General features: G+C 69.3%; 14 protein-coding genes and 2 pseudogenes. 5 read left to right on the top strand and 11 right to left on the bottom strand.

Annotated elements, in window-relative coordinates:
* Positions 1 to 235 (bottom strand): MmyB family transcriptional regulator (locus tag IEZ19_RS51240; RefSeq protein ID WP_444545197.1); only part of this gene is annotated, 235 nt, incomplete at its 3' end.
* Between the two features lie 282 nt (positions 236 to 517).
* On the opposite strand from IEZ19_RS51240, the gene IEZ19_RS54220 reads away from it, so the two are divergent.
* Positions 518 to 913 (top strand): helix-turn-helix domain-containing protein, encoded by a 396-nt coding sequence (locus IEZ19_RS54220; RefSeq protein WP_444545196.1) that lies wholly within the window; start codon positions 518 to 520, stop codon positions 911 to 913.
* Positions 914 to 1,068: 155 nt separating this feature from the next.
* On the opposite strand, the gene IEZ19_RS31115 is transcribed toward IEZ19_RS54220, so the two are convergent.
* Positions 1,069 to 2,037, bottom strand: coding sequence for an electron transfer flavoprotein subunit alpha/FixB family protein (locus IEZ19_RS31115; protein WP_189314651.1), 969 nt, complete (start codon positions 2,035 to 2,037; stop codon positions 1,069 to 1,071).
* A 36-nt stretch (positions 2,038 to 2,073) separates the two neighbouring features.
* The gene (locus tag IEZ19_RS31110) at positions 2,074 to 2,859 is read right to left on the bottom strand and encodes an electron transfer flavoprotein subunit beta/FixA family protein (protein WP_189314650.1); all 786 of its coding nucleotides are present in this window, start codon (positions 2,857 to 2,859) and stop codon (positions 2,074 to 2,076) included.
* A gap of 436 nt (positions 2,860 to 3,295) precedes the next feature.
* Between IEZ19_RS31110 and IEZ19_RS53720 the strand changes: the two are divergent.
* From IEZ19_RS53720 to IEZ19_RS31095, 3 genes and pseudogenes are all read left to right on the top strand, one after another.
* A pseudogene (locus IEZ19_RS53720) lies at positions 3,296 to 3,556 on the top strand (MmgE/PrpD family protein); the annotation flags it as partial.
* 28 nt (positions 3,557 to 3,584) lie between these two features.
* Positions 3,585 to 3,854 carry an MmgE/PrpD family protein gene (locus IEZ19_RS52710; RefSeq protein WP_189314649.1) on the top strand — a complete coding sequence of 90 codons (270 nt, stop codon included), beginning with the start codon at positions 3,585 to 3,587 and terminating at the stop codon, positions 3,852 to 3,854.
* A gap of 117 nt (positions 3,855 to 3,971) precedes the next feature.
* Positions 3,972 to 4,469, top strand: coding sequence for an MmgE/PrpD family protein (locus tag IEZ19_RS31095; RefSeq protein WP_189314658.1), 498 nt, complete (start codon positions 3,972 to 3,974; stop codon positions 4,467 to 4,469).
* Here the strand turns inward: IEZ19_RS31095 and IEZ19_RS31090 are convergent.
* Both IEZ19_RS31090 and IEZ19_RS31085 read right to left on the bottom strand, forming a co-directional pair.
* Entirely contained in the window at positions 4,447 to 5,118 is a 672-nt protein-coding gene (locus IEZ19_RS31090) for a GntR family transcriptional regulator (RefSeq protein ID WP_189314648.1), read from the bottom strand. The two genes, IEZ19_RS31095 and IEZ19_RS31090, sit on opposite strands and share 23 nt — an antisense overlap.
* Before the next feature lie 351 nt (positions 5,119 to 5,469).
* Complete coding sequence (locus IEZ19_RS31085) at positions 5,470 to 6,141, bottom strand: GntR family transcriptional regulator (RefSeq protein WP_189314647.1); 672 nt, start codon at positions 6,139 to 6,141, stop codon at positions 5,470 to 5,472.
* A 206-nt stretch (positions 6,142 to 6,347) separates the two neighbouring features.
* Between IEZ19_RS31085 and IEZ19_RS53715 the strand changes: the two are divergent.
* Positions 6,348 to 6,578, top strand: a pseudogene (locus tag IEZ19_RS53715) (Ldh family oxidoreductase); the annotation flags it as partial.
* Between the two features lie 341 nt (positions 6,579 to 6,919).
* Here the strand turns inward: IEZ19_RS53715 and IEZ19_RS31075 are convergent.
* From IEZ19_RS31075 to IEZ19_RS31050, 6 genes are read right to left on the bottom strand one after another with little or no spacing between them, the layout of a single operon-like run.
* A complete protein-coding gene (locus IEZ19_RS31075) occupies positions 6,920 to 7,882 on the bottom strand; it encodes a PaaI family thioesterase (RefSeq protein ID WP_229841081.1) in 963 nt (320 codons plus the stop codon).
* Positions 7,869 to 9,404, bottom strand: a complete 1,536-nt coding sequence (locus IEZ19_RS51230; protein WP_229841078.1) for an SDR family NAD(P)-dependent oxidoreductase — start codon at positions 9,402 to 9,404, stop codon at positions 7,869 to 7,871. Before IEZ19_RS51230 ends, IEZ19_RS31075 begins: the two co-directional genes overlap by 14 nt.
* Positions 9,401 to 9,532, bottom strand: a complete 132-nt coding sequence (locus IEZ19_RS52705) for a hypothetical protein (RefSeq protein WP_268248684.1) — start codon at positions 9,530 to 9,532, stop codon at positions 9,401 to 9,403. The genes IEZ19_RS51230 and IEZ19_RS52705 overlap by 4 nt, the downstream gene beginning before the upstream one ends.
* 31 nt (positions 9,533 to 9,563) lie before the next feature.
* The gene (locus IEZ19_RS31060) at positions 9,564 to 11,600 is read right to left on the bottom strand and encodes a 3-hydroxyacyl-CoA dehydrogenase NAD-binding domain-containing protein (protein ID WP_189314644.1); all 2,037 of its coding nucleotides are present in this window, start codon (positions 11,598 to 11,600) and stop codon (positions 9,564 to 9,566) included.
* A complete protein-coding gene (locus IEZ19_RS31055; protein WP_189314643.1) occupies positions 11,597 to 13,657 on the bottom strand; it encodes an acetate--CoA ligase family protein in 2,061 nt (686 codons plus the stop codon). Before IEZ19_RS31055 ends, IEZ19_RS31060 begins: the two co-directional genes overlap by 4 nt.
* Complete coding sequence (locus IEZ19_RS31050; RefSeq protein WP_189314642.1) at positions 13,654 to 14,805, bottom strand: acyl-CoA dehydrogenase family protein; 1,152 nt, start codon at positions 14,803 to 14,805, stop codon at positions 13,654 to 13,656. Before IEZ19_RS31050 ends, IEZ19_RS31055 begins: the two co-directional genes overlap by 4 nt.
* Positions 14,806 to 14,838 lie beyond the last annotated feature (33 nt).

Here is a 14,838-nt window from a genome sequence, read left to right as displayed (position 1 = left end):
CGGTGAAGACGGTCCAGGCGAGGTTCCGCTCACGCATCGGCAGTGCCGACGTGTCGCCGGCCAGGGCATACGCAAGCGGATTGGACGTGATGCAGTGCCACGAGGCGTCGACGACCTGGACGGGCAGGTCGGTCAAACGGTCCAGGATCCGCTTGCGCGCGTGGTCGGCGCCGTCGAGCTCGAAGCGCTGCCCCATGTCGGAGAACGGGGTCGAAAGCCCCGTGTCGCGGAACATCGCGATCGGGTCGCGATCCTCGTCTACGACGGGGTCGCACTGCTGGACGTCGCCGGCCCTGCAGAGGTGTTCGGGGAAGCGAATCGACTTGGCGCCGACTACCGGATCGCCCTGCTCTCGACTCGCCGCCCGGCACCCGAAGATTCGCGTAGAACCCGATGCCTTCTACGTTCGCGACGGCGCCACGTACACCTCGCCGGGCGTCACCGCCGGCATCGACCTGGCGCTGGCTCTCGTCGAGGAAGACCACGGTCCTGACCTGAGCCGGGACGCCGCGCCCTGGTGGTCTACCTGCAACGCGCGGGCGGCCAGTCACAGTTCTCCGCGCCCCTGCAGGGCCCACCGCCCCGGTCCCCGGCCCTGCGCACAGTCGTCGACCGGGTGATGGCGAATCCTGCGGGGAACCACTCCCTTGGTGAACTCGCCGGGCATCTCCACCTCAGTCCCCGCCATCTCACGCGGCTGTTCCGAGAGGAGTTGTCCACCACACCGGCCCGCTACGTCGAGTCGATCCGGTTTGATATCGCGAAGGCTCTGCTCGACCAGGGGCACACCGCGACACAGGCGGCGTTTTTGGCCGGGTTCCCGAGTTACGAGAGTCTCCGACGGGTCTTCGCACGGGAGTTGTCCATCAGCCCCGCTGCATACCAGCGCCGCTTCAGCATCCTCCTCAACTGACAGCCGTAGGCAGACGATCACCGTCTACGAAAATCTTGGAAGCGCCAAAACCAAGACACTCCCGTTCCTCGGCCGCTCAACCTCCGCGAGCGCGGCAGCCGGGAGGCCCGCCGCGAACTGCATCGGCGGCTTCGTCTCCCCGGCGGTGGAGTACGTCAGGCCTTGCGGGCCTTGACCTCGGCAGTGAGCTGGGGCAGCACCTCGAACAGGTCACCGACCAAGCCGTAGTCGACCAGGTCGAAGATCGGCGCCTCCGGATCCTTGTTGACCGCCACGATGGTTTTAGAGGTCTGCATGCCCGCGCGGTGTTGGATCGCGCCGGAGATGCCGTTGGCGATGTACAGCTGCGGGGAGACCTGCTTGCCGGTCTGGCCGACCTGGTTGGTGTGCGGGTACCAGCCCGCGTCCACCGCCGCCCGGGACGCGCCTACCGCCGCGTCCAGCGCGTCGGCCAACTCCTCGACCACCGAGAAACCGCCGGGGCCAGCCACGCCGCGGCCACCGGAAACCACGATCTCGGCATCGGTCAGCTCCGGCCGCCCGGAGGAGGCCCTGGGGGTGCGGGAGACCACCCTGGTGCCGGCGGCGGCCTCGGAGAAGGCCACGGTGACCTGCTCGACCTGCCCAGCGGCGGGGGCCGCCTCCGAGCCGGTGGCGTTGGGCTTGACGGTGATGACCGGTATGCCGCGGGTGACGGTGGAAGTGACCGTGTAAGAGGCGGCGAACACCGACTGAGCAGCCACCGGGCCTGCATCCCCGGGGGCCACGTCGACGGCGTCTGTGATCAGGCCCGATCCCATGCGCAGCGCCAAGCGGGCGGCAACCTCCTTGCCCTCGCCGGTGGAGGTGACCAGCACCGCGGCGGGGGAGGCGGCCTGGGCGATCTGGGCCAGGGCATCGACCTTGGGGACGACCAGGTAGTCGGCGAACTCGCTCGCGTCGGCCACATAGACCTTCGCGGCGCCGTATTCGCCGGCAGTGGCGGCGATGGCGGCGGCGGACTCGCCGGCGCCGAGCACCACGGCCGCGGGCGTGCCCAGGCGTCGGGCCAGGGTCAGCAGCTCCAGGGCCGGCTTGCGGATCCGGCCGCCGGCGTGGTCGACCAGGACGAGGATCTCACCCATTGCTTTATGTCTCCTAGGAGGTCGTGCGGTCGGAGGTCAGACGAACTTCTGCTCGGCGAGGAAGGTGGCGAGCTGCCGGCCCCCCTCGCCCTCGTCCTTGACGATCGTGCCCACGGTGCGCGGCGGACGGGTAGCGACGGCCTCCACCTTCGTCCATGCCCCGCTGAGTCCCACCTCGGCGGCGTCGAGGCCCAGGTCGTCCAGGTCCAGACTCCGCATCTTCTTCTTCTTGGCGGCCATGATGCCCTTGAAGGTGGGATAGCGGGGCTCACCGGACCGATCGGTGACGCTGACCACAGCAGGCAGGACGGCCCTCAACTGCTCGGTGGCCGCGTCCCCGTCACGGCGGCCGGTCACCGTGTCGCCCTCGATGGCGATCTCGGAGAGCAGGGTGGCCTGGGGGACGCCCAGACGCTCGGCGAGCAGGGCCGGCAGCACCCCCATGGTGCCGTCGGTGGAGGCCATGCCGCAGACCACCAGATCGAAGCCGGTCTGCTCAATGGCCTTGGCCAGGATGAGCGAGGTACCGATGGCGTCGGTGCCGTGGATGTCGTCGTCGTTGACGTGGACGGCCTGGTCCACGCCCATGGACAGCGCCTTGCGCAGGGCGTCCTGGGCGTCGTCCGGCGCCACGGTCAGCGCGGTGACCGCGGCGTCGCCGGAGGCTTCGGCAATCCGCAGCGCCTGCTCGACGGCGTACTCGTCCAGCTCGGACAGCAGGCCGTCGACCGACTCGCGGTCAGTCGTCTTGTCGTCCGCGAAGCGCCGGTCGCCGGTCGCGACGGGTACGTACTTCACACAGACAACGATCCTCAAGGTCACAGGCCTTCTCCTTGTTCTTCGCTACCTGGGGCCCCATGTCCCGCACAACTGCGGTACGTGGGCACGGAGTTTGCGCCATGAAGCTGCGGCCAAGTCGTGCCGCCGCTGGGTGTCGGCTCCGGTTCACCGGCCGGATGACCACAAGTGACGGACCCCTCAGCGGGCGTTGCGGGCCTGCTTGGCGTTGCTGCGACAGCGCGGTATACGAGCGTATTCCGCAGTATGGCGTGGGCCGCATGAGTTCGTCAAGGAAATCGCATCCTTCTGAGCACAAGCGTACTCAGTTGCATACAGTCGCACCCATGCGGGGAACGCGTAGTGCCCATCCAGCCGTAGCGGTCGGCAAGAGGTCGCTGAGACAGCGAGAGACGACAGGGAGGACCCCTGACGGTCACTGAGGTGTTGGCGATGCGGGCAGCCCAGACAGTCCGCCGAGATGCGAGATGCAGCGCTTGCGGCCCTCGCAGAGTGGATCTCCGTCACGGTCGGAGCCTCCGCGAGCGCGCCCGGGCACGTCGCCGGCGCCGCCCTCGCCGGAAGTCCGGGACCATGCGACCTGGTTGGCATGGAGCGGTCCACGGGCGCCGTCGACGCAGCCACGATCAAGGGCGTGGCCGCCCACGCGCTCGAACTGGATGACATCCACGACCCCGGCATGGTGCATCCCGGGGCACCTACGATCGCTGCCGCCTCGGCGGCCCAGAACACGGACGCATCGAGGCGATGTGTTCCTCCGCTCGATCGTCGAAGGCTACGAGGTCGCGAACCGCGTCACGGAGGCCCTCGGGCCGGCGCATTACCGTTTGTGGCACACGACCGGCGCGGCGGGATGCATCGCCGCGGCGGCCGCGGCCGGCCTTGCTCTGGGGCTTCCCGTGAACACCCTGGTCCACGCCCTGGCGCTCGCGGCCACGATGGACAGTGGCCTGCAGCGCACGATCCGCACCGGCTCCACCGGGAAGCCACTGCACTCCGGCCATGCGGCTGCGGCGTGACCGCGGCCCTGTTCGCCCGCGAGGGCGCGACAGGCGCACTCGCCATCCTGGAGGACGAGTCCGGGATGGGCGAAGCGATGGGGGACGAGTGTCGCGACGAGGCCGTTCGCCGAGCCACTGACGGTCGCGCGAACTACAGTCAAGCCGTACGCATGCTGCGGCCACAGATTCGTGTCCCTCGACGCGGCCGTCGACCTCAGGCGCCAGGGTGTGCCCGCTGCCGACATCCGGTCGATCGAGGTCCGGACGTATTCAGCGGCGATCGACGTCGTGGGCGACCCGCGTCCCCGCACCATTGAGGAGGAACAGTTCAGCATCCTCTTCCTGGTGGCGATGGCGCTCATCGGCGAACCGATCGACCGCGAGGGCACCAAGCGGGCGCTTCACGATCCCGAGGTCGGCAGGTTGACGGCCTCCACAACGGTCGAGCACGATCCCGACTTCGAGACCGCGATCCCCGCTCACCGGGGCGCGGGCGTGACCGTCACGGAGGCGTCCGGGGCCGGCCGCTCGGCAACGATGCGGGATCGTCTGGGCTCTCCGGACAAGCCCCTGGCACTCACCGACCAGCAGCGATGTCCCGGGCGCGAGGCTAACTCGTCTCCCACAGGCTGAGCCGGATCTGCATCGACTCCTGGAAGTGTTTGGTGGCGATCTCCGCGGCCTCGTCACCGTCACGACGGTCGATCGCGTCGACGAGCTGTTCGTGCTCCGCGCCGGCCTGTTCCCAGCGACCGGGCGCGGTCAACGTCGTCAACGGGAATCGGTGCAGTTGGAGCGCAAGACGGGAGAGCAAGTCGACAAGAGACTCGTTGTGGCTCGCGCGCCAGATCGCATCGTGAAAGGCGTGGTTGGCCTCGAGCATCGCCTGCTTGTCGTTGAGATCGATCGTGCTCCAGCGCGCAAGCAGGCCCCGCAAGAGAAGCAAGTCGTTCGACGTACGCCGCTCGGCGGCGTTCCTCGCCACCGCGCTCTCAAGAATGATGCGCGTCTCGTAGACGTCAAGGATCTCGTCGGGAGTCCACTGACGGACGACCAGCCCGTTACGCTCTCGCGAGACGAGCCCGTCCTGCTCAAGTCGCGTCAAGGCCTCTCGGACGGGCGTGCGACTGACCTCGAACCACGCCGCCAGCGTCGACTCCACCAAGGGGGTCCCCGGCTCGAACGCACCCGAGATGATCCCCGACCTGAGCCTTTCGTAGGGGCTCACCTTCGCGCGGGCGCGTGGCAGGCCAGCAGCGCCAGACTCCTTGTTGACAGCCACAATGCACCACCTTTCGAGAAGGATTGTGTACATGAGTATACACAGGAAGAGGACTAGACCCCTTGGCCGCTGGCCATGCCGATGAACCCCGGCCAGGGAACCCGATCACCGGGGCGCGGGCGTGACCGTCACGGAGGCGTCCGGGGCCGGTCACTCGGCAACGATGCGGGATCGTCTGGGCTCTCCGGACAAGTCCATGGCGCTCGCCGACAAACAGGAGAAGTTCATGACACTGGCCACGCCGCGCTTGGGCGCTGAGCGTGCCACGGGACTCTGGTCGGCACTATCGGGCGCCGTTCCGTTGCCTGATGCCCGCGGGCCACATCTCTCAGCGATGTCCCGGGCGGGAGGTTAACTCGTCTCCCAGAGGCTGAGCCGGATCTGCATCGACTCCTGGAAGTGTTTAGTGGCGATCTCCGCGGCCTCGTCACCGTCACGACGGTCGATCGCGTCGACGAGCTGTTCGTGCTCCGCGCCGGCCTGTTCCCAGCGACCGGGCGCGGTCAACGTCGTCAACGGGAATCGGTGCAGTTGGAGCGCAAGACGGGAGAGCAAGTCGACAAGAGACTCGTTGTGGCTCGCGCACCAGATCGCATCGTGAAAGGCGTGGTTGGCCTCGAGCATCGCCTGCTTGTCGTTGAGATCGATCGTGCTCCAGCGCGCAAGCAGGCCCCGCAAGAGAAGCAAGTCGTTCGACGTACGCCGCTCGGCGGCGTTCCTCGCCACCGCGCTCTCAAGAATGATGCGCGTCTCGTAGACGTCAAGGATCTCGTCGGGAGTCCGCTGACGGACGACCAGCCCGTTACGCTCTCGCGAGACGAGCCCGTCCTGCTCAAGTCGCGTCAAGGCCTCTCGGACGGGCGTGCGACTGACCTCCAACCACGCCGCCAGCGTCGACTCCACCAACGGGGCCCCCGGCTCTAACTCACCCGAGATAATCCCCGACCTGAGCCTTTCGTAGGGGCTCACCTTCGCGCGGGCGCGTGGCAGGCCAGCAGCGCCAGACTCCTTGTTGACAGCCACAATGCACCACCTACCGAGAAGAATTGTGCACATGAATATACACCAGGAGGACCCATTTGCCGTTGCCCATGCCGATGAACCCAGGCCGGGAAACCGCTAGTTCATTCCCGCATGCATGGAAACAACGGCACACTGGCGTATAAGAGACGTCCGATGACAGCGGGGCGAAACCCGAGCGGGTTCGCGTTCGACGCGGGGACCTCACCTCGTTTGTGGCGGAGACATTCGCAACTGCCGGCCTTGGCCGCGCCGACGCGCACTCAGCCGCGGACGCACTAGTCGCTGCGGACGCGCAGGGCAGTCCCTCCCGCGGCGTCGCCCGCCTCCCTGTCTATCTCACGCGCCTTCGAGGCGGCGGCAATTCCCCAGACGCACTCCCCCAGATCGTCCAGCAGATGTTGGACCGCAGGACGAGGTCGGCCGACAGCAAGCAGTGAGTCATAGCTTCCTGGCGCTGGATATCAAGCACTTCGCCGATCCTGCCGAGTTCAAATCACGACTCACGAGCATGCTCGATCAAGATCGAACGAGTGTCCGCGTGGATCCACTCCAACCGGCGCTCGCCCCGGGGATATCGAGAACGCCAAGGGGGAAACCGCCAGGTTATGGATCGAACTGGATGGAACGATCTGGGCAAAGCTCGCGCAGTGCGCAGACAACTACTCCTCGCGCTACCGCAAGCAGGCACCGCTGACTTCGGGCGCTGTCGCCAACAACCACTCGGCAGCGCTCGACGGCAGGGGAACCTGGTCTCGGCCGTGCCGGCACGCCACAGGCGTTAAAGGCCATTGTGGTCGGGCGCGAGTGTGAAGGTCATTTCGGTGGTCTGCCGCCCGTCGGAGGCCAACTGGACCCGGACGAAGGAGACGGACCTCCCGTGGCGCAGGACGGTGGCTGTGATCGACACCTGCCCGTGGCCAGTCGGGCGGAGGAACTGCACGCGACCGTCGACTACCCGGCACTGGTTGCCGAGGACGTGACGCGCTGCGACGGCGCCAAGTCCGTAGACGACACCGCCTTGGAGGTGGCCCACCCGGTTCTCATGCTCGGGGCCGACCCGGAACTCGCCACGGACGCTGCCGTTTTCGATCGATTTCCAGCGCACGTTCAACAGGTGACCGATGACCCTCGTACGTTCCGGATCCACGGGTGGCGCCCCAGGCTCCGACGACGCCGAGTCCACCGCTGCCCGGACGGCAGCAACGAAGCCGGCATCGCTGCGGTTGAGGTTGCCGTCAGCGACCTCGGGCACGCCTACCCGCAGCCACGACCAGTCCACCGGTGCAATCGACGCGCCTGGCGGCGCGGGAAGGGCAGAGAACGCCCCGGAGGCGGTCGCGACGACTGTGCCGGCGGCGTCTGTGACCTCGCAGCTCGCGGTCGCGGTCTGACGCCGCTCGTCCAGCCAATGCACGCTTGCGCTGCTGGTGACACCGCCGCGCGCCGGGTCAGGACCATGATGGAGGTCCAGGCTGGTGGTCGCGAGCCGCAGTCCCTCCGGCAGGCGGTTCCGGATCGCCTGTCCCATCGTCAGGTCGGCCAGCGTGCCCAGGTCGGCGGCTGTCATCGACTCCTCTCCGGCGCTGTCCCACGGAATGATGCGCATCCGGACGGTGCCGTCTTCGTCGTGCGATGCTGGCTCGATGCCGAGGAAGTGTCCGATGTAGTGCAGGCCCATCGCCCGTCTGCGCGCCACCGCCTGCAATGCGCGACGGACAGCCGGCCGATCATCCACGAGCATCTCCAAGGTCAATGACTCTGCGGGTGGCGAAGGGCGCAACCCTGATCGAGTGTCCAACTGCGTGACGGCACCGCCACGTTGACGAAATCCCATCGAACTCGACGAAACACAAGAGGGGTTCGGCCCTGCATCCCGAACCTCTCTTGTGCCGACCCGATCGCGACTGATGGGACGTCGTCCGATCTCGAACGAACTTGGAGATCGTGACTGCGACGACCAGGCCGCCGCCGTAGAACACGTTGATTACCCACGTCGAGCTGCCCATCAGCTGAAGACCGATGATTCCTGTCTGCAGGAAGAAGATCGCGATGACAGCGCCGATCGGGTTGAACGTGTCCGGATGGATCACGGCGGTCGACAAGAAGACAGCAGCGAGCGCGGGCAGCAGGTACGACTGCGTGGTCGAGTTGTCGAACGAACCAACGCTGGCCACGATCAACACACCCGCGAAGCCGGCGAAGGCCGCTCCAAGAAGATAGGCGCCGAAGCGGATGAGCCCCACGCGGATACCAGTCAGGCGTGCGACCTCCCGGTTCGCACCCGCGAACAGAGCGGATCGACCCACCGGCGTGAACGCAAGGACATACGCCATGACGAGTGCAAGGAAGATGCCGTAATAGAACGCCATTGGCATCGTGAAGATCTGGTTCCTGGCGAAGGTCTTGAGGGCCGGGTTGCTGAAGGTGACGTAGTTGTTGTTCGTCAGCAACTCGGCGAGACCGAGCAGAACCGTTCCCATGCCGAGCGTGACGACGAGGGACGAGACTCCAAAGACGACGACGAAGATCGCATTGACCAAGCCGGCCAGGAGCGCAACGCCCATCCCTGCGAGTCTCTGCTCCCTCGACCGCGACGTCCACGAACGTGACGCACGGCCGCGGCGTCGTGCCGTCGCGGTGACCCGCAGGTCGTCGCCCCGCCCCGGTCGCAGGAACTGCATCGAGCCGTCCGCGAGCCGCTCGGCGGCGAGACCCTTCACCAGCCCGACGACCGCGTGCTGCGCGGCCGTGTAGGCGGCGAGCCTGAAGAGTCCGTGGGCTCCCGCCGCCGAGGCGATCACGACGAACCGGCAGCCCGCCGGGTCCGGACCGGCGAGCATCGCCGGGATGGCCGCGGCTGCGGTGTTCCAGACGCCGCGCACGTCGACGTCCCATTGGAGGGCGAGGTCATCGGCGGCACGGGGCTCCCAGGCCGGCGATCCGCCGGCGATCACCGCCGCTCCGGCGACGACGACGTCGAGCCGCCCCCACGTCTGCAGCGCCAGCCCGACCGCACCGCGCAGAGCCTCCGGATCTCGTACGTCTGCGACGTGCGCCAGCACGCGCCCCTCCGGCTGACCTGCGACCACGGCGTCGAGCTCGGCGCGGGTGGCCATCGGGTAGCCGACGGGTGACTCCTCGCCGACGCACCAGTCGAGCGCGACGACCGTGTGGCCCGACCCGGCCAGCCTGCGCGTGACCGCGGCCCCGATGCCGCGAGCCGCACCGGTGACGAGAGCGACGCGGTCGGGGACCTGGGTCAACGGCGCACCGCGATGACGACGTCCTTGGTCATGCGGGTCAGAAGGCGCTCGCCCTCCTTGGCACTCGCCCCGGCGGGGTCGCCGAGCACGCCGTTGGCCGAGACCGCCTTGACCCCACCGGTGATCATCAGGGGCAGGAGCTCTGCGCGATGACATGGGTCATGCGACGTTCTCCTTGAGCACCATGGTGATCATCTCGCGGTCGACCGGGGCACGACGTGCCTCCTCGACCGCCGCCCAGACCCGCTCCCGGACGTCCGGCGACAGCTGGGCGGCCCACCACAGGGGTCCGCCGGCGTGCCGCGGGAAGCCGAAGCCCTCGACCATCGCGAGGTCGACGTCCCCGGGGTTGCGTGCGACGCCGCTGGCGACCACGGTGGCCGCCTCGACGGCCATCGCCCCGACGCACCGATCGACGATCTCGTCGGCGGTGAAGGTACGACGGGTGATGCCGAGCATGGCGGACACATCGGCAGCGACGGCGGCGACCTCAGGGTTCGGCGACATGGCGCCGTCGGCGTACGCGTAGTAGCCGAGCCCGGACGCACGTCCCAGCCAGCCGTGCTCGCACAGCGCATCGGCGATCGCGGTGTCTCGGATGGGAGCGCGCCCCTCGGCACGCAGTCGCTCCCGTACGGTCTTCGCGATCTGCAGGCCCGAGAGGTCCGCCACCGCGAACGGTCCCATCGCGAAGCCGAAGCCGCGCAGGGCCTCGTCGACCTCGGCCGGGAGGCAGCCGTCCTCGACCAGGTACTCGGCGTGACGCCGGTAGGCCTGGAGGATGCGGTTGCCGATGAAGCCCTCGCTGTTGAGCGCCTGCACCGGCTTCTTGCCGAGCTGCCGCGCGAACGCGAAGACCCGCTCGGTGGCGCCCGCGTCGGTCGCGCTCAGCGGAACGACCTCGACGAGCCTCATCCGATCCGCCGGGGCGAAGAAGTGCAGGCCCAGGAAGCGCTCGGGATGCTGTATCGCGACCGCGAGCGTCTCCAGGTCCAGGTACGACGTGTTGCTCGCCAGGACGCAATCGGCCCGTACGACCTGCTCGAGCGCGTAGATCGCCGCGCGCTTGACGTCGAGGTCCTCGTAGACGGCCTCGACGACGAGGTCCACCTCGGCGAGGCGAGCGCTGTCCACGGTGAACTCGACATCCCCGGCGACCGCGCCGGCGCGGCGGGCGCCCTCGACGGCGGCCTCGGCGAAGCCGGTCTGCGCTCGCTCGATCGTGGCCTGGTCGCGGTCCACAACGATGACCGTGAGACCGAGCGCGGCGGCGCCGAGCGCGATCCCTCGGCCCATCGTGCCGGCACCCAGGACGCCGACCGTCCCGACCTGCGACCGCGGAGCGCCAGCGGCCCCCTTCGGGCCTCGGCCGACCTTGGCGGCGCGGCGCTCGCTGAAGAAGAGGTGACGCAGCGAGGCAGCCTCGGCCGACTCACGCAACCGGGTGAAGGTCGCCCGCTCGTCGACCAGCGCCTCGGCGATCGGGGTCTCCCCCGCCAGCGTGACGAGCCGGATCGACTCCTCGATCTGCGGGCGGCCACGGCCGCGCTTGCGGACCGAGGCGACGAGGGCGTCGTACTGCTCGCTGTCCTGGGCCGGCACCGGGCGGGCGCCGACGGGCGCCTTCGCTGCGTCGAGCGCGAAGGCGACGGCTGCGGCGATCAGCTCCTCGGCCGGCGCGAGCGCGTCGAGCAGGCCGGCGTCGAGCGCGGCCCGGCCGTCCAGGCGATCGCCGGACGCGACCACCGACAGCGCGGTGCTACGCCCGACGAGGCGGGGCAGCCGCTGGGTGCCGCCGGCTCCGGGGACCATGCCGAGTCCGACCTCGGGCAGACCGATCTCCAGGCCGGGCGTGCCGATCCGGTGGTCGCAGCCCAGCGCGAGCTCCAGTCCACCGCCGAGCGCGTAGCCGTCGAGGGCGGCGACGACCGGGAAGGGCGCCTGCTCCAGGCGCTCGATGACCTCCGGAAGCAGTGGCGGCGGAACGTCGCCGCTGAACTCGCGCAGGTCGGATCCGGACACGAAGGTGCCGTTCGCGCCGACGAGGACCATGCCGCGCGCACCGTCGCGGATCGCGGTGGCGACCGCCTCGACGATGCCGGCGCGGAGCGCCGCGTTGCTGGCGTTGACCGGTGGGTTGTCGAGGGTGACGACGTGCACCCCGTCGATGACCTCGACCGTGACGCTCGTGCTCATCGGCCCGCTCCTTCCGTGACGACGCGCCGCACCATCGCGTCGACGGCGACGACGCCGTCGCGCTGCACGATCAGCGGGTTCACCTCCGCCTCGACGACGCTCGGGTCGGTCACCACGACCTGGGAGATCGCGACCACCGCGTCGGCGAGCGCGTCGAGGTCGCCGCGCGGCCGGCCGCGGTAGCCGTCGAGGGCGACCAGGCTCCGCGTCTCGCGGATCATCTCCCAGGCCAGGTCCTTCGTGACCGGTGCGAGTCGGGCGCTGCGATCGCCGAGGATCTCGGCCAGGATGCCGCCGCTCGCGAGGACCACCATCGGCCCGGCGTCCGGATCGCGTACCAGTCCGACCAGGACCTCGCCGATGCCGCCGCTGACCATGCTCTGCACCAGGACGTGGGTGATCTTGATCCCCGCCCGCTCCGCGACCGTGTCGACGATCGTGCGGATCGCCGTGGCGAGCCCCTCGACGTCGGTGACGCCGAGGACCACGCCGCCTGCGTCCGTCTTGTGCGGGAGCTCGTCGCTGATCGCCTTGACCACGACGGGTCCGGCCACGGGAAGGTCGTCGGGCACCTCGTCGACCGCGAGCACCGCGTACGGCGCCGGCGTCACCCCGGCCGCGCTGAGCAGCTCGTAGGAGGCGACCTCGTCCAGCCCCTGAGCGATGCCTGCCGGCTGGGCAGCCTCGCGCATGATCGGACGGCGCCGCGCGAACCCGGCGATCACGGCGTCGGCGCACGACTCGGGCGTACGGAAGGCGGCCACGCCGGCGGCACGCAGCTGGCGCAGCGCGTCGGGCGCCTCCGGTACGACGAAGGCGGCCAGCGGAGTGGCGCCGCCCGCGGCATCGGCGATCGGCTTGACCGCGAGCTCGGGGTGGAAGCGTGCCGAGCTGCCGGGAACAGCGACGATCACGTCGAACTCGCCTGAGCTCTGCAGGACCTCGAGGGTGCCCTTCATGATGTCGTAGCGGGTGCCGGCCAGGGTGAGGTCGACCAGCGAGCCGTGACCCGGGTCGACCCCGATCTCGCGGAGCCGCTGGGCGGTCTCGGCGCTCGGTCCGACGACCGCGGCGCCGCGCAGCGAGAGGCAGTCGACCACCATCGCCCCGCCGCCGCCGGTGGTGGAGACGACGGCGACCCGCGGCTCGAGCACGGCGGTCTCGGGCAGCGTGATCGCCTCGGCGAGGAGCTGGCCCTCCAGCAGTGCCTCCAGGGAGGTGACCCGTCCGATGCCGAGGTCGCGGAGAAGCAGATCGGCCGCGAGCTCGTTTCCGGCCAGCGCACCCGAGTGCGAGACGGAGAGCTGGGCCGCGGCCTCGGAACGGCCGAGCTTGTACGCGAGGACCGACTTGCCCCGCTCGGCTGCGGCCGCGGCGAAGGCACGCAGGTGGTCGGCGTGCTGCAAGGACTCGAGGAAGAGCGCGTAGCTGGTGATGGAGGGGTCGTCGAGCGTCGCCGAGCAGATCTCGCCGAGGGTGAGATCGAGCTCGCTGCCCGTCGAGACGAGACCCGCGAACCCGATCCCCATCGCGTTGCCGCGAGAGGCGATGGCGCCGATCACGCTGCCCGACTGCGAGGCGACGAAGATGCCTCCCGGCGTGATGTCCTGCTCGGCGAAGGCCGCGTTGGCGGTGAGGAAGAGACTGCGGCGGACGTTGACGATGCCGAGGGTGCTGGGGCCCAGCACCCGGGTGCCGCTCCCGGCGATGATCCGCTGCAGGCGCTCGCGCCGTGCTGCCGCCTTCGATCCGGTCCCGGCGAAGCCGTCGGCCAGCATCGAGACCGTGCCGACGCCGAGCTCCGCACAGACCTCGAGGGTCTCGAGAGCCGCGTCCGCGCCGGTCAGCACGAAGACGTGCTCGGGCACCTCGGGAAGCTCGCGCAGCGAGGGCCACGCCCGCTCCCCCAGCACGGTCTCGCGGACCGGGTTGATCGGGTACAGCCGACCGTCCCAGCCGGACTGACGCAGAAACGCCAGCGGCCGGGCGGTGGTCTTCGCGCGGTTGTCGGAGGCCCCGACGATTGCGACGCTGGCCGGGTCGAAGAGAGTGCTCACTTCGGCGCCCGCTGGTTGAAGCGACGACCGAAGACGCTCTCGGCGAGACGGTTCTTGAGGATCTCGGTCGAGCCGCCGGCGATCCGCCAGCCGCGCGTACGGCGCAGGCAGTACTCCGCGAGCTCGTCCTGGCTGAAGCCGGCGGCTCCCATGACCTGGACGGCGAGGTCCGCGGCGGCGAACCCGGCCTTGTTGGCGGCGAGCTTCGCCATCGCGGTCTCGTCGGCCGAGGGCAGGCCCCGGTCGGCGTTGACGGCCGCCTTCATCAGCAGCAGCTGCGCTGCCTCCAGGTCGAGCGCCACGTCGGCGAACATCCACTGCAGGCCTTGGAACTCCGCGATCGGGCGGCCGAACTGGTGGCGGGTCAGCGCGTGCTCGACGGCACGGTCGAACGCGTAACGGCCCACCGCGATGGAGCGCGAGGCGTTGCCGATCCGCTCGATGTTGAACCCGCCCATCTGCCGCTTGAAGCCGCCCTCGCCGAGCAGCACCATCGAGTCAGGCACGAAGCAGTCGACGAAGTGCAGCTCGCACCAGTGCTCGCCGTTCATGTAGGCGATCGGCGGACCGATCTCGAGCCCGGCCGCGCCGCGCTCGACGAGGACCGACCCGATGCCGCCCACGCCGGCGGAGAAGCGCACGTAGACCAGGTACACGCTGGCCTCGGTGCTGTGCGTGGAGAACACCTTGGTGCCGTTGATCAGCCAGCCGCCGTCGACCTTGGTCGCGCTGGTCTGCAGGTCGGTGACGGCAGAGCCCGCCTCCGGCTCGCTCATGCACAGCGAGATCACCTGCTGACCGGCGAGGATGCCGGGCAGGAAGCGCTCCCGCTGCTCGTCGGTGGCGTACTCCGCGAACGTCCGGACCGGGCCGAAGTTACCGGCCTGCACGACGTCGGCGCTGCGCGGGCACGCGGCCGCGACGGCCTGGATCGCGATGACCGCGTCGAGAAGGGTGCCACCCTGGCCGCCCTTCGCCTCGGGGATGGTGAGGCCGAGGAGGCCCTGGTCCGCGATGAGCTTGGCTGCGTCCCAGGGGTACTCGTCCTGGTGGGCGCGGGCCAGCGCATCGGGCGCCAGCCGGTCCTGGGCGAAGGCGGTGACGGCGTTACGCAGGTCGACGGCTTCCTCGGGAAGCTCGAAGTCCACGACAGCTCCTAGTGATGATGGAAGGGAAGGTGA

Source organism: Streptomyces brasiliensis, assembly GCF_014647875.1.
Taxonomy (GTDB): Bacteria; Actinomycetota; Actinomycetes; order Streptomycetales; family Streptomycetaceae; genus Streptomyces; species Streptomyces brasiliensis.
Note: the sequence above shows the minus strand (reverse complement) of the source record. Positions and strands in the feature narration are given on the sequence as shown.